Origin of the sequence: Pseudomonas sp. JH-2, assembly GCF_036231725.1 — a bacterium.
GTDB classification, from domain to species: Bacteria; Pseudomonadota; Gammaproteobacteria; order Pseudomonadales; family Pseudomonadaceae; genus Pseudomonas; species Pseudomonas delhiensis.
Genome location: NZ_JAZAQP010000022.1, coordinates 1 through 14,408 on the forward strand (window position 1 = coordinate 1; position 14,408 = coordinate 14,408).

Sequence of the window (14,408 nt, forward strand, 5' to 3'; positions counted from 1 at the left end):
CTACGCTTCACCCCTCGCGCCAGGCCTCCCCCTCCTGTAGGAGCGGATCTCATCCGCGATCCGGCCGGCAGGCCGGCAATGCCGTTGGCTCCCGCGCCAAGGCCAGCGGCGGATAACCGCGAACGGTTATTCGCCCTACGTCTGAAATATTCCGTAATAAATACCGTCACATTTCTCCTTCGAGCCCGTCGGTTTTCATCTGGCTGTCACATTGCTTTCATAGAGTCTGCTCGCGCCCCAACGCGTGGCGCCGAATTCCAGCCAGTCGGCCTTTCCCCAAGGAGCAAGGCATGAAACTCAAGCGTTTGATGGCGGCGCTGACCTTCGCCGCCGCCGGCGTGGGCGCTGCCAGCGCTTTCGCGGCGATCGACCCGGCGCTGCCGGACTACCAGAAGACCAGCGGCGTCTCTGGCAACCTGTCCAGCGTGGGCTCGGATACCCTGGCCAACCTCATGACCCTCTGGGCCGAGGAGTACAAGCGCCTGTACCCGAGCGTGAACGTGCAGATCCAGGCCGCTGGCTCCTCCACCGCCCCGCCGGCGCTCACCGAGGGCACCGCCAACCTCGGCCCCATGAGCCGCAAGATGAAGGACGTCGAGCTGCAGGCCTTCGAGCAGAAGTACGGCTACAAGCCCACCGCCGTGCCCGTCGCCGTCGATGCCCTGGCCGTCTTCGTGCACAAGGACAACCCCATCAAGGGCCTGACCATGCAGCAGGTCGACGCCATTTTCTCCGCCACCCGCCTGTGCGGCGCCAAGCAGGACGTGAAGACCTGGAGCGACCTGGGCCTGGGCGGCGACTGGGCCAACAAGCCGGTACAGCTGTTCGGCCGCAACTCGGTGTCCGGCACCTACGGCTATTTCAAGGAAGAGGCCCTGTGCAAGGGCGACTTCAAGCCCAACGTCAACGAGCAGCCGGGCTCCGCCTCGGTGGTGCAGTCCATCAGCCAGTCGCTCAACGGCATCGGCTACTCCGGCATCGGCTACAAGACCGCCAGCGTGAAGACCGTGGCCCTGGCCAAGAAGCAGGGCGACCCCTACGTCGAGGACAACGAGCAGAACGCGCTGAACGGCACCTACCCGCTGGCCCGCTTCCTCTACGTCTACGTGAACAAGGCGCCGAACAAGCCGCTGGACCCGCTGGAGGCGCAGTTCCTGAAGATGGTGCTGTCCAGGAGCGGCCAGGAAATCGTCGTCAAGGACGGCTATATCCCGCTGCCGTCCAAGGTCGCGGCGAAGGCGGTCAAGGAGCTGGGACTCTAGGTAGCGCCGGCCCGCCAGCCGTCCCTGGGCTGAGCGGTAGGTGATCCGGCCCGTTGGCAGGCAACTGCCGACGGGCTTCGTCTCGTCATCTCAGTGTCATGTTTCTGTCATAGACTGCCGCAAGCGTGTCGCCCCATGAACGACCTGGCCACTTCAGCAATGAGCAACTCTTCCCCCGAGCGGATCGACTTCAATACTCCGACCTTGCGCCGCAAGCGCCGCATGCGCGCCCTCAAGGACCGCCTGACGCGCTGGTACGTGCTGGTCGGCGGGCTGTCGGTGCTGGTGGCCATTACCCTCATCTTCTTCTACCTGGCCTACGTGGTGCTGCCGCTGTTCCGCGGCGCCGAGCTGGATGCCCGCGCCCCCCTGGCCCCGGCTTGGCTGAAGGACGTGCAGGCGCCCCTGCTGCTGAGCATCGAGGAGCAGAACCAGGTCGCCATGCGCGTGGCCGCCGACGGCCAGGTGCTGTTCTTCGACCTGGACAGCGGCGCCGAACTCAGCCGCCAGGCGCTCAAGTTGCCGGCCGGCAGCCAGGTGGTCTCCATCGCCGAGGACCAGCCGGGGCACCCGATGGTGGCGCTCGGCCTGTCCAACGGCCAGGCCCTGGTGTTCCAGCACAGCTACCAGGTCACTTACCCGGACAACCGCAAGACCATCACCCCGCAGGTCGACTACCCCTACGGCGAGGCGCCCATCAGCCTCGACCCGCAGGGCCGCGCGCTGGAGCACGTGGCCCTTGCCTCCGACGACGACGGCCTGCTGCTGGCCGCCTCCACCGGCAGCCAGATGTTGCTGCTGAGCCTGACCAGCCAGGAGAACATGCTCACCGGCGAGACCAGCCTGGAGCGGGAAGCCGTGAACCTGCCGCAGATCGCCGACCCGGTGAAGGCGATCTACATGGACCCGCGCAAGCAGTGGCTGTACGTCATCAACGGCCGCGCCCAGGCCGACGTCTTCGACCTGCGCACCCGTCAGCTCAACGGCCGCTACAAGCTGCTCGACCATGCCAACCGCGAGGTCACCGCCAGCGCCCAGCTGCTGGGCGGCATCTCGCTGATGATCGGCAATTCCGACGGCGGCATCAGCCAGTGGTTCATGGCCCGCGACACCGACGGCGAGCCGCGCCTGGCGCACGTGCGCGACTTCCAGCTGGGCAGCAAGCCGATCACCGCCATCGTCCCCGAGCAGCGCCGCAAGGGCTTCGTCGCCCTGGACAGCGCCGGCGAGCTCGGCGTGTTCCACAGCACCGCGCACCGCACCCTGCTGGAACAGCAGGTGGCACCGGCCAGCGGCGTGCTGGCCCTGTCGCCGCGGGCCAACCGCCTGCTGCTGGAGCAGGGCGGCCAACTGCACGGCTTCGACCTGAGCAACCCGCACCCGGAGGTCTCCTGGAACGCGCTCTGGGGCAAGGTCTGGTACGAGAACTACGACAAGCCCCAGTACGTCTGGCAATCCACCGCCGCCACCACCGACTTCGAGCCCAAGCTGAGTCTCGCGCCGCTGACCTTCGGCACCCTCAAGGCGGCCTTCTACGCGATGATCCTGGCCGCCCCGCTGGCCATCGCCGCGGCCGTCTACACCGCCTACTTCATGGCACCGGCCATGCGCCGCAAGGTCAAGCCGGTGATCGAGCTGATGGAAGCGCTGCCGACGGTGATCCTCGGCTTCTTCGCCGGCCTGTTCCTTGCGCCCTACGTCGAAGGCCACCTGCCGGGCATCTTCAGCCTGCTGCTGCTCACCCCGCTGGGCATCCTGCTCGCCGGCCTGCTCTGGAGCCGCCTGCCCGAACGTATCCGCCTGGCGCTGCCGGACGGCTGGGAAGCGGCCATCCTGATCCCCGTGGTGCTCGGCGTCGGCGCCTTCGCCCTGTGGCTCAGCCCGCACCTGGAAACCGCCTTCTTCGGCGGCGACATGCGCCTGTGGATAAGCCACGAGCTGGGCATCACCTACGACCAGCGCAACGCCCTGATCGTCGGCCTGGCCATGGGCTTCGCGGTGATCCCGAACATCTTCTCCATCGCCGAGGACGCCATCTTCAGCGTGCCCCGCAGCCTCACCGACGGCTCCCTGGCCCTGGGCGCCACGCCCTGGCAGACGCTCACCCGCGTGGTGATCCTGACCGCCAGCCCGGGCATCTTCTCGGCGCTGATGATCGGCATGGGCCGCGCGGTGGGCGAGACCATGATCGTGCTGATGGCCACCGGCAACACCCCGGTGATGGACATGAACATCTTCCAGGGCATGCGCACCCTGGCGGCGAACGTGGCGGTGGAAATGCCCGAGTCGGCGGTGGCCAGCACCCACTACCGCGTGCTGTTCCTCTCGGCGCTGGTGCTGCTGACCTTCACCTTCGTGATGAACACCCTGGCCGAGCTGATCCGTCAGCGGCTGCGGAAGAAATACGCGTCGCTCTGACCGGCGTCTGAAGAGGCTCTTTTCGGTGAAACAGAAACAGGATTCGGTGAAAGCCTGGTTCGCCAGCGGTTCTCCCTGGGTATGGATGAACGCCGGCGCGGTTTCCATCGCGGTGATCATGACCCTCGGCCTGCTGGCCGTCATCGCCGTGCGCGGCCTCGGCCATTTCTGGCCGGCCGACGTGCTGGAGGCCCGCTACAGCGTGCCGGGGCAGGAAGCCAGGGTGCTGATCGGCGAAGAAGTGCAGGTCGAGGAAGTGCCGCGCGAGCGCCTGCGCGGCGCCGGCCTGCCGGTGCCCGCCGAAGGCCCGGAGTTCATGACCCGCGAACTGCTCAAGCTGGGCAACCGCGACCTCTACGGCAGCGACTTCTCCTGGGTGATCGGCGACTGGCTCACCGAGCGGCGCTGGCCGCGGGAGCTGGTGACCCTGGAGCGTCGCGAGTGGGGCAACTTCTACGGCTACCTGGTCAGCGTGAAGCAGGACGGCCAGGTGCTGGCCCGGGGCGCCGACGCCATGCCCGAGCTGCAGGCCCGCCTGCGGCGGGTGGAAGGGTTGTACGGCCAGCTCTACCAGCTGGAGAAGAAGGACATCGGCGGCGTCAACCACGAACTGGAGCGCCTGCGCCTGAAGGAGCGCCGCCTGCAGTTGCACGATGGGCTGGACGCCGCCGCCCAGGCCGACCTGGCCGCCGCGCGCGCCGAACTGCAGGGGCGCTACCAGGAATACGAAGGGAAGCTGACGGAGCTGCGCCAGCAGTTCAACCGCGACAGCGTGGTGATGCGCGACGCCGGCGGCCGCGAGCTGGAGATCAGCCTCGGCAAGCTGGTCCACGCCTACCAGCCCAACGCCATGGGCTTGGGCGCCAAGCTGGCGTTCTACTTCAAGAAGCTCTGGGAGTTCCTCAGCGAGGACCCGCGCGAGGCCAACACCGAGGGCGGCATCTTCCCGGCGATCTTCGGCACCGTGATGATGACCCTGGTGATGGCGGTGATCGTCACCCCGTTCGGCGTCATCGCCGCGGTCTACCTGCGCGAGTACGCGCGCCAGGGCCTGCTGACGCGGGTGATCCGCATCGCCGTGAACAACCTCGCCGGGGTGCCGGCCATCGTCTACGGCGTGTTCGGCCTGGGCTTCTTCGTCTACGTGCTGGGCGGCTCGATCGACCGGCTGTTCTTCCCCGAGGCCCTGCCGGCGCCGACCTTCGGCACCCCGGGGTTGTTCTGGGCCTCGCTGACCCTGGCGATCCTCGCCGTGCCGGTGGTGATCGTGGCCACCGAGGAAGGCCTGTCGCGCATCCCGCGGGCGATCCGCGAGGGCTCCCTGGCCCTGGGCGCGACCAAGGCCGAGACGCTGTGGAAGATCGTCCTGCCCATGGCCAGCCCGGCCATGATGACCGGCCTGATCCTCGCCGTGGCCCGCGCCGCCGGCGAGGTGGCGCCGCTGATGCTGGTGGGCGTGGTCAAGCTGGCGCCGTCGCTGCCGGTGAACGGCAACTACCCCTACGTGCACCTGGACCAGAAGATCATGCACCTGGGCTTCCACATCTACGACGTCGGCTTCCAGAGCCCCAACGTCGAGGCCGCGCGGCCGCTGGTGTACGCCACCGCGCTGCTGCTGGTGCTGGTGATCGCCCTGCTGAACTTCTCCGCCATCGCCATCCGCAACCGCCTGCGCGAGAAGTACAAGGCGCTGGAAAACTGATCCGCGGCCGCCGCCCGTGCAGGCGGCGGCCCGAGCCTCCAACGGGAGAGACGAGATGCAACAAGAACCCCATCGCCATGGCATCGACCTCGCCGCCCTCGGCCGGCCGATCCGCGAGGGCCTGCGCCTGGACAAGGAAACCGTGGCCCTGGAAGTGCCCGGCCTGAACCTGTTCTACGGCCAGAAGCAGGCGCTGTTCGACATCGCCATGCAGGTCCCCAAGCAGCGCGTGACCGCCTTCATCGGCCCGTCCGGCTGCGGCAAGTCGACCCTGCTGCGCTGCTTCAACCGCATGAACGACCTGGTCGACGATTGCCGCGTGGAAGGCGAGATCCGCCTCGACGGCCACGACATCTTCGCCCGCGGCGTGGACGTGGCCGAGCTGCGCCGCCGCGTCGGCATGGTGTTCCAGAAGCCCAACCCCTTCCCCAAGACCATCTACGAGAACGTGGTCTACGGCTTGCGCATCCAGGGCGTGAACAAGAAGCGCACCCTCGACGAGGCCGTGGAATGGGCGCTCAAGGGTGCAGCCCTGTGGGAGGAGGTGAAGGACCGCCTGCACGAGTCGGCCCTGGGCCTGTCCGGCGGCCAGCAGCAGCGCCTGGTGATCGCCCGTACCATCGCGGTGGAGCCGGAAGTGCTGCTGCTCGACGAACCCTGCTCGGCGCTCGACCCGATCTCCACGCTGAAGATCGAGGAACTGATCTACGAACTGAAATCCAAGTTCACCATCGTGATAGTCACCCACAACATGCAGCAGGCCGCGCGGGTCTCCGACTACACGGCGTTCATGTACATGGGCAAGCTGATCGAGTTCGGCGACACCGACACGCTCTTCACCAACCCGGCGAAGAAGCAGACCGAGGACTACATCACCGGGCGCTACGGCTGAGGGCCAGGCGGCGGTCGCAATAAATCTGCAACCTTCGGCGCGTAGCCTGCAGCTTTCGCGGAGCGAAACCACATGATCAACAAAGAAAGTCTCAGCCATCACATCTCCCAGCAGTTCAACGCCGAGCTGGAGGACGTGCGCAGCCACCTGCTCGCCATGGGCGGGCTGGTGGAGAAACAGGTCAACGACGCGGTCACCGCGCTGATCGACGCCGACTCGGGCCTGGCCCAGCAGGTGCGCGAGATCGACGACCAGATCAACCAGATGGAGCGCAACATCGACGAGGAATGCCTGCGCATCCTCGCCCGCCGCCAGCCGGCGGCCTCCGACCTGCGCCTGATCATCAGCATCTCCAAGTCGGTGATCGATCTCGAGCGCATCGGCGACGAGGCCTCGAAGATCGCCCGCCGCGCCATCCAGCTGTGCGAGGAAGGCGAGTCGCCGCGCGGCTACGTCGAGGTGCGCCACATCGGCGGCCAGGTGCGCAAGATGGTGCAGGAGGCGCTGGACGCCTTCGCCCGTTTCGACGCCGACCTGGCGTTGTCGGTGGCGCAGTACGACAAGACCGTCGACCGCGAGTACAAGACCGCCCTGCGCGAACTGGTGACCTACATGATGGAAGACCCGCGGGCCATCTCCCGCGTGCTCAACGTCATCTGGGCCCTGCGCTCGCTGGAGCGCATCGGCGACCACGCGCGCAACATCGCCGAACTGGTGATCTACCTGGTGCGCGGCACCGACGTCCGCCACATCGGCCTGACGCGCATGAAGGAAGAGGTACAGGGCAAGTCCGATAGCTGAGCCACACCTATGCCCATGGCGGCGCCGAGGTGTTCATCGCTGTATGGGTGGGAACTGCCTAGCCGGCAGCGCCAGGTGCTCTTCGTAGGAGCGAGCTTGCTCGCGAACAGACTCCGCAGCGGGGCTCATTCGCGAGCAAGCTCGCTCCTACGAAAGCCGTGCTCGCCGAACGCCAACGTAGTCGCGGTAGGCCCTTGTAGGAGCGCGCTCTGCGCGCGAAATCGCGGACGGAGTCCGCTCCTGCGAAGCGCGCCGTAGTCTTGGCCGCCTCAGAAACTCAACGTCAGCATCTCCGCCAACCGCCGCCCCTGCGGATCGCGGGCGCGGCTGTTGTGCTTCAGCGCCTGCTGCAGGCAATGGATGAAATGCCGCGAGGTCGCGTCCAGCCCCTGGTCGCGCAGGCGGATGATGCTGATATCCCCATCCGGCAACGGCTCCTCTAGCTCCAGGGCCCGTGCGCCGCTGCGCAACGGTTCGCAGAGCAGCATCGGCTGCGGGGCGTAGCCGAGCAGGCCGGCATCCACGATCAGGCTGCTGAGCATGCCCGAGGAATGGGCGCAGACGATGCGCTCGCGGGCGATCTGCAGGCCGTGCTGGCCGAAGAGCTCGTAGGTGGTCTCGGCGTAGCGGTCGTCGGTGAAGTTCATCGTCCAGTCGTGGTCCAGCAGCTGCTTCAGCGAGCGCGCCGCGGCCAGCGGGTGGTCGTTGCGGGCCACCACCTGCATGCGGTAGTACGCCAGGGGCTGGTGCACGAATTCCGCGCCCTGGAGGATGCACGCCGGGCCCAGGACGAACTGCATGCGGCCCGTGCGCAGCAGCGGCAGGATCAGCGCCTGCAACCCCTCGTACAGCTCCAGCTGGACGTGCGGCATGTCCTTGCGGAAGGCCTGCAGGGCCTCGCCCAGCAGGGTCTGGCCGAACCAGGGGGTGACGCCGACGCAGAGCGACGCCGCGCCTTCGCCGCGCAGGCTGGCCAGCTCCTGGCGGGCGCTTTCCAGCTGGGTGGCGATCTGCCGGGCGCGGGGCAGCAGTACCTGCCCGGCGGTGGTCAGGCGGGCGCCGCCGGCGTGCCGCATCAGCAGCGGCAGCCCCTGCTCCTCCTCCAGCTCGCGCAGGGCGCGGGTCACCGCGGCCTGGCTGAGGCCCAGGCCACGGGCCGCGGCGCGGATGCCGCCGCCGTCCGCCACCGCTACCAGGGCCTGCAACTGATGCAGTTTCAAGGTGGGTCCCCCCTCCGAACACCGGAGATCGTCACGACAACATTTTTTTGGCTTATGCGCAGCGGGCGCCAGCGCTAGGGTAATTCACGCCTAGCGCACCGGCCGGTCCAGGCATCGATCCAGTCCAATCCCACAAGAAAACAGGAGCGAGCCGATGAACAAAGCCTGCATCGCGCCGGGCATAGCCGCTATCGTCCCGGAAATGGTCGAACTGCGCCGGGCCATCCATGCCGAACCCGAACTGGGTTTCGAAGAGTACTCCACCCGCGAGCGGGTCATCGAGCGGCTGCGCGCCTGGGGCTACGAGGTGGCCGAGATGGCCGGCACCGCGGTGATCGGCACCCTGCGCAACGGCCCCGGCCCGGCGCTGGGCCTGCGCGCGGAGCTGGACGCGCTGCCCATCCAGGAACAGAGCGGGTTGCCCTGGAGCAGCCAGGTGCCCGGCAAGATGCACGCCTGCGGCCACGACGGGCACACCGCCATGCTCCTGGCCGCGGCCTGCGAGCTGGCCCGCGAGCGCAGCTGGCGCGGCACCCTGCACCTGTTCTTCCAGCCCGCCGAGGAAGGCCATGGCGGCTCCGGGGCCAAGCGCATGCTCGACGAGGGCGTGCTGCAGCGCTTCCCCTGCGACGCCCTGTTCGCCATGCACAACCTGCCCGGCCTGGCCGAGGGGCGTTTCATGGTCATGCCGGGGCCGTGCATGGCTTCGGCCGACAGCCTGACGATCCTCATCCACGGCCGCGGCGGCCACGGCGCCATGCCCCAGCAGACGGTGGACCCGATCCTGGCCGGCGCGGCGCTGGTCACCGCCCTGCAGAGCCTGGTGTCGCGCAACGTGCCGCCGTCCGAGGCGGCGGTGCTCACCGTCGGCGCCTTCCTGGCCGGCGACGCCAGCAACGTGATCCCCGACAGCGCCGAGCTGCGCCTGAGCGTGCGCGCCCTGAGCCCGCAGGTGCGCGAACTGCTGCTGCGGCGCATCGGCGAGCTGGCGCGGCAGCAGGCGGGCAGCTTCGGCGCCCGCGCCGAAATCGAGGTCGAGGCGGACGGCTACCCGGTGCTGGTCAACGACGTCGAGTGCGCGGAACTGGTCCGCCAGCTGGTCCTCGACTGGCTCGGCGAGGACGGCCTGGTGCCCGACCCGCGGCCGATCCACGCCAGCGAGGACTTCGCCTTCTGGCTGGAGCAGGTGCCCGGCTGCTACCTGATGATCGGCAATGGCGACGGCGAGGGCGGCTGCGCGGTGCACAACCCCGGGTACGACTTCAACGACCGCATCCTGCCGCTGGGCGCGACCCTCTGGGTGCGCCTGGCGCAGCGCTTCCTGGCCTGAACCCTCCAGCCGAGCAGGGAATACCGACATGACAACAAGAACGACTTCCTTCGCTGTGAGTGCCGAACCCTCCCGCGCCGGGCGCACCCGCGCCATCGCCGCGGTATGCCTGGGCAACGCCCTGGAGTTCTACGACTTCCTCGTCTACAGCCTGCTCGCCACGCTGATGGCGCGGCTGTTCTTCCCCTTCGGAGAAAACCCGCTGACGTCCCTGCTGCTGTCCTTCGCGGTGTTCGGCACCGGCTTCGTCATGCGCCCGCTGGGCGGCCTGGTGATCGGCCTGTACGCCGACCGTGTCGGGCGCAAGGCGGCGATGCGCCTGACGCTGTGGCTGATGGCCCTGGGCGCGCTGCTGTTCACCCTGGCGCCGACCTACGCCCAGGCCGGGCTGTTCGGGCCGCTGGTGGTCATACTCGCGCGGCTGCTGCAGGGCTTCGCCGTCGGCGGCCAGGTGGGGACCGCCACCACCATCCTGATGGAGTACGCCGGGGCCGGCTCGCGGGCCTTCTACTGCAGCTGGCAGGTGTTCAGCCAGAGCCTGGGCGTGCTCATCGGCGCACTGGTGGTGCTGGCCCTGAGCAACCTGCTCAGCGCCGAGGCCATGGACGCCTGGGGCTGGCGGGCGGTCTTCGCGGTGGGCATCCTGGCCATCCCGATCAGCGAATACATCCGCTACCGCCTGGAGGAAACCCTGCCCGCCCAGGCGCAGGGCGACCGCCAGCCGGCGCCGGCCAGCCAGGGCCTGGCGTTGCTGTGCCGGCACCCGCGCCAACTGGTGACCGGCGTGCTGCTGGTGACCGGCGTCTCGGTGCCGGTCTACATCACCCAGTTCTACCTGGCCAACCACGCCATCGGCGTGCTCGGCATGCCGCTGGGCGTCGCTACCTGGGCGGCGGTGGTGAGCTGCCTGCCGTCGCTGCTGCTGGCGCCCCATGCCGGGCGCCTGAGCGACCGCATCGGCCGGCGCCGCTCGATCTTCTGGCCGCTGCCGATCCTGCTGCTGGCGATCTACCCGGCGTTCCTGCTGCTCAACCACTCCCCGAGCCTCGCTACGCTGCTGCTGATCGTGGGGCTGCTCAACATCCCGCTGACCTACTGCATGGTGGCTTCCCTGGCGATCCTGCCCGAGCTGTTCCCGGCGGCGATCCGCGCCACCGGGCTGTCGGTCACCTACTGCGTGGGCGTGGCGCTGTTCGGCGGCTTCGCGCAATTCTTCGCCGCCGGGCTGATCGGCCTGACCGGTAGCCCGAACGCGCCGGCCTGGTACATGGTCGGGGCCATCCTGCTGTGCCTGGCCGGGTTGCGCATGGCGCCGGAAACCGCCGGGCGAACGCTGGATTGAGTGACGGACGTGTCCGACCGGTCACGCCGGCATGGCATCCTGCCAGCGCCCGAGGCTATCCTTCGCCTTGGCGTTCCAGGGAGTCGACGATGAGCAAGGTCAGTGTTCTGGTGGTGGATGATGCACCCTTCATCCGCGACCTGGTGAAGAAGGGGTTGCGCGACCATTTTCCGGGGTTGCGCATAGAGGAGGCGGTGAACGGCCGCAAGGCCCAGCAGCACCTCGCCCGCCACGCGGTCGACCTGATCCTCTGCGACTGGGAGATGCCGGAGATGTCCGGCATCGAACTGCTCGGCTGGTGCCGCGCCCAGGCGCCGCTGAAGGACGTGCCCTTCATCATGGTGACCAGCCGCGGCGACAAGGAGAACGTGGTCCAGGCCATCCAGGCCGGGGTGTCGGACTACATCGGCAAGCCCTTCTCCAACGACCAGCTGGTGAGCAAGGTGCGCAAGGCCCTGAGCCGCAGCGGCAAGCTCGACACGCTGCTGGCCTCGGCGCCGCAGCGGAGCCTGGCCGGCGGCCCGCCGAACGACTCCCTCGCCGCCCTCACCGGCGGCAAGGCCGAGGTGGTGCGCCCCACGGCCGCGCCGGCTGCAGCCCCGGCTCCGGCACGCCCGGCGCCTGCTGCCGCACCGGCCGCCGCCTCTGCGCGGGGCAAGGGCCAGGGCCAGTTGCGCCTGCCCAACGCCAGCCTGCCCTGCGTGATCCGCGGGCTCAGCCTGAAGGAGGCGCAACTGGTGGTGAAGCGCGGCCAGGTGCTGCCGCAGGTGCTGGAAACCGCGGTGCTGGACCTTGAGGAAGACAACGAGGTGGCGCGCCTGAACGGCTACCTGCACTCGGTGGCGGCGCTGGAGCCCAAGCCCGACAGCGAGTGGCTGCTGCTGTTGCTGCGCTTCGTCGACCAGGACCCGCAGAAGCTCGACTACCTGTCGCGGCTGATCGCCCGCGGCAGCACCCAGAAGCACTACGTCCCCGGCGCCTGAGGCCTGCTTCACAGCCCGACGGCCGGCGGCTCGCCGCTGCCGGGCGCGGCTGCTAGTCTTGCTGGCGTCGAATACCTATAACCAGAGTCGACATGCTAGGGCGCCTTTTCTTCCTTTGTGGCCTATGGATGGCCACGGGGCCGGCTGCGGCCGTGACCATCTACAAATACGTCGACGCCAATGGCGTGGTCACCTACACGGACAAGGCCGTGGCGGGTGCGCAGGTGTTCGTCTTCCGCGACCGCATGGTCGAGCACCTGGAGCAGCAGGTGAAGCTGCAGACGCTCAGGCACGACGGCTTCGAGACCCTGCAGGTGCGCAATGACCTCTACGCGCCGGTGGAGGTGGAGCTGAGCGTGAACGCCGCGCAGAACGCCGTGGGCGCGCCGGAGCGGCCGATCCGCTGGGTGCTGGCGCCGCGCAGCGCCATCCGCCTGGCCACCCTGAGCCCGCGCGATGCGTCGCGGCCGATGCAGTACAAGCCCAGGCTGCGCTACGCCCTGGGCGACCCGCGCCTGCAGCCGGTGCCCTACGACTATCCGCTGCCCTGGCGCGGCGGGCCCTTCCGCCTGAGCCAGGGCGCCAACGGCAAGTACAGCCACTTCACCCCCAAGAGCCGCTACGCGCTGGACATCGCCATGCCCGAGGGCACGCCCATCGTGGCCGCCCGCGGCGGTACCGTGGTGAAGGTGGAGAACGCCCAGAGCGGCCGTGGCAACAACCCCTCCGGCAACTTCGTGCGCATCCTCCACGACGACGGCACCATGGGCGTCTACCTGCACCTGATGCGTGGCTCGGTGCTGGTCAGCGAGGGCCAGCGCGTCGGCGTCGGCACGCCCCTGGCGCGCTCGGGCAACACCGGCAACAGCAGCGGCCCGCACCTGCACTTCGTGGTGCAGCGCAACGTCGGCCTGGCGCTGGAATCCATCCCCTACGACTTCGCCCAGCCGGTGGGCACCCTGCCGAACTTCGCGGTGGTCAAGGAGTAGCCAGCTTCCCGGCGAAGGCCGCGCGCAGGTCGGTGGTCGGCGGCGGGGCGAAGCGCAGGCGCTCGCCCATGCCGCGCAGGTAACTTTCCAGGCAGGCACAGGCGCGCTGTGCGTCACCTTCGCCGAGGGCTTCGAGCATTTCCCCCTGTTGCCGGCAGCTGTCCGCGGTGTGGGCCTGGCCGCGGCCGAGGGCGATGCTCACCGCCAGGCGCTCCAGCAGCGGGCCCAGCAGGTCGGGCAGCAGGGGGTTGGCGGACAGCTGCGCCAGGCGCAGGTGCAGGTGCTGGGCCAGGTCCTGCGCGCCCAGCGCGTCGCCTGCGGCCAGGCACCGGCGCTGGGCGGCGAGCAGGTCGCGCAGTTCCGCCAGGCGCTCGCCGTCCAGGTTCCCGGCCAGGCGCCGGAGCATGTCGCTTTCCAGCAGCAGGCGGGTTTCCAGCAGTTGCCGCAGGTGCTGCGGGTCGGGGCGGGCGACGCTGGCGATGCGCCGTGGCGCCAGTTCCACCGCGCCTTCCCGGGCCAGGCGCTGCAGGGCGCGACGCACGCTGCTGGGGCCGGCATGGAAGATCCGCCCGAGGGTTTCCTGGCTGAGCGGCGCGGCGGGGCGCAGGCGCCGCGAGAGGATGGCCGCGTGCAGGTCCTCGTAGATCCGCTGGGCCTGGCCCCGGCGGCGCGGGCCCGTTTCGCCGTTCATCGCCCCGTCCCCGCTTCCGGCACGCGCAGCACCAGGTTCAGGCGTAGGCCTTCGTTGAGAATGTGCTGGCGCATGGCCTGGCTGGCGCCTTCGCTGTCGTGCTGGCGGATGGCGCGGACGATGGCCTCGTGCTCGGCCAGCAGTTCCTCGGCGTGGGCGGCGTTGCGCTGGATGAGGTGGTCGCTCTGCTCCAGAGCGCCGCCGATCTGCTGCGAGACGCTGAGGAAGATCGGGTTGGAGGTCAGCGCCACCAGCTTGCGGTGGAAGGCGTTGTAGGCCTCGACCAGGGCGGCGGTGCGGCCGTCCTCCACCGCTTCGCGCATGTCCAGCAGCAGCAGGCGCAGGCGGCCGAGGGAATCGCTGTCGATGCTCTGCGCCACCAGCCCGGCGATGAAGGGCTCCAGGGCGTAGCGCAGTTGCAGCACGTCCTCCAGGGTGGCGGTGGCCGGGGCGCGGATCTCGCGCAGGGCGCCTTCCTCGCGCTCCAGCACCATCACCCCCTTGCCGGGCAGCGAACGGACCACGCCGAGGGTCTCCAGCACGGTGATGGCTTCGCGCAGGCTCGGCCGGCTGATTTCCAGCTGCTCGGCCAGTTCGCGCTGGCCCGGCAGCATCTGGCCGGCCGCCCAGCGCCCCTGTTCGATGGTGTCTAGCAGTTTCTGAACCACTGAATTGACCAGCTTGGATGAGGAAAACATGGTGACTCCTGAGGCAGTAAGTAGGAGGGGCCCATCCGGCCCCACCATTGCGCACCGCACCCAGGGGCGCGGTACGCGTG

Annotated in this window: 12 protein-coding genes; 9 read left to right on the forward strand and 3 right to left on the reverse strand. The window is 68.9% G+C overall.

Annotated elements, in window-relative coordinates; all coding sequences use genetic code 11:
- Positions 1-290 precede the first annotated feature (290 nt).
- The 5 genes from VV867_RS16355 (at position 291) to phoU (ending at position 7,075) form a co-directional block, all read left to right on the forward strand.
- Complete coding sequence (locus tag VV867_RS16355; RefSeq protein ID WP_109937048.1) at positions 291-1,262, forward strand: phosphate ABC transporter substrate-binding protein PstS; 972 nt, start codon at positions 291-293, stop codon at positions 1,260-1,262.
- 441 nt (positions 1,263-1,703) lie between these two features.
- Entirely contained in the window at positions 1,704-3,680 is a 1,977-nt protein-coding gene (locus tag VV867_RS16360; RefSeq protein ID WP_442965036.1) for an ABC transporter permease subunit, read from the forward strand.
- A 25-nt stretch (positions 3,681-3,705) separates the two neighbouring features.
- A complete protein-coding gene (pstA, locus tag VV867_RS16365; RefSeq protein ID WP_328567002.1) occupies positions 3,706-5,382 on the forward strand; it encodes a phosphate ABC transporter permease PstA in 1,677 nt (558 codons plus the stop codon).
- 55 nt (positions 5,383-5,437) lie between these two features.
- Positions 5,438-6,274, forward strand: coding sequence for a phosphate ABC transporter ATP-binding protein PstB (gene pstB, locus VV867_RS16370; RefSeq protein WP_109937051.1), 837 nt, complete (start codon positions 5,438-5,440; stop codon positions 6,272-6,274).
- Between the two features lie 72 nt (positions 6,275-6,346).
- A complete protein-coding gene (gene phoU / locus VV867_RS16375) occupies positions 6,347-7,075 on the forward strand; it encodes a phosphate signaling complex protein PhoU (protein ID WP_009614205.1) in 729 nt (242 codons plus the stop codon).
- A gap of 269 nt (positions 7,076-7,344) precedes the next feature.
- Here the strand turns inward: phoU and VV867_RS16380 are convergent, their stop codons facing one another.
- Positions 7,345-8,295, reverse strand: coding sequence for a LysR family transcriptional regulator (locus VV867_RS16380; RefSeq protein WP_328567003.1), 951 nt, complete (start codon positions 8,293-8,295; stop codon positions 7,345-7,347).
- Between the two features lie 154 nt (positions 8,296-8,449).
- On the opposite strand from VV867_RS16380, the gene VV867_RS16385 reads away from it, so the two are divergent.
- The 4 genes from VV867_RS16385 to VV867_RS16400 all read left to right on the forward strand — a co-directional run bounded on the left by VV867_RS16385 (position 8,450) and on the right by VV867_RS16400 (position 12,939).
- Positions 8,450-9,625: a M20 aminoacylase family protein gene (locus VV867_RS16385; RefSeq protein WP_109937053.1), complete on the forward strand. Its 1,176-nt coding sequence runs from the start codon at positions 8,450-8,452 to the stop codon at positions 9,623-9,625.
- A 28-nt stretch (positions 9,626-9,653) separates the two neighbouring features.
- Entirely contained in the window at positions 9,654-10,967 is a 1,314-nt protein-coding gene (locus VV867_RS16390; RefSeq protein WP_328567004.1) for an MFS transporter, read from the forward strand.
- Positions 10,968-11,056: 89 nt separating this feature from the next.
- Positions 11,057-11,950 carry a response regulator gene (locus tag VV867_RS16395; RefSeq protein ID WP_328567005.1) on the forward strand — a complete coding sequence of 298 codons (894 nt, stop codon included), beginning with the start codon at positions 11,057-11,059 and terminating at the stop codon, positions 11,948-11,950.
- 92 nt (positions 11,951-12,042) lie between these two features.
- Positions 12,043-12,939: a peptidoglycan DD-metalloendopeptidase family protein gene (locus VV867_RS16400; protein ID WP_089390716.1), complete on the forward strand. Its 897-nt coding sequence runs from the start codon at positions 12,043-12,045 to the stop codon at positions 12,937-12,939.
- Here the strand turns inward: VV867_RS16400 and VV867_RS16405 are convergent.
- Positions 12,929-13,630: a GntR family transcriptional regulator gene (locus tag VV867_RS16405; protein WP_328567006.1), complete on the reverse strand. Its 702-nt coding sequence runs from the start codon at positions 13,628-13,630 to the stop codon at positions 12,929-12,931. The genes VV867_RS16400 and VV867_RS16405 overlap by 11 nt on opposite strands.
- Positions 13,627-14,328 carry a FadR/GntR family transcriptional regulator gene (locus VV867_RS16410; RefSeq protein WP_089390718.1) on the reverse strand — a complete coding sequence of 234 codons (702 nt, stop codon included), beginning with the start codon at positions 14,326-14,328 and terminating at the stop codon, positions 13,627-13,629. Before VV867_RS16410 ends, VV867_RS16405 begins: the two co-directional genes overlap by 4 nt.
- Between the last annotated feature and the right edge of the window lie 80 nt (positions 14,329-14,408).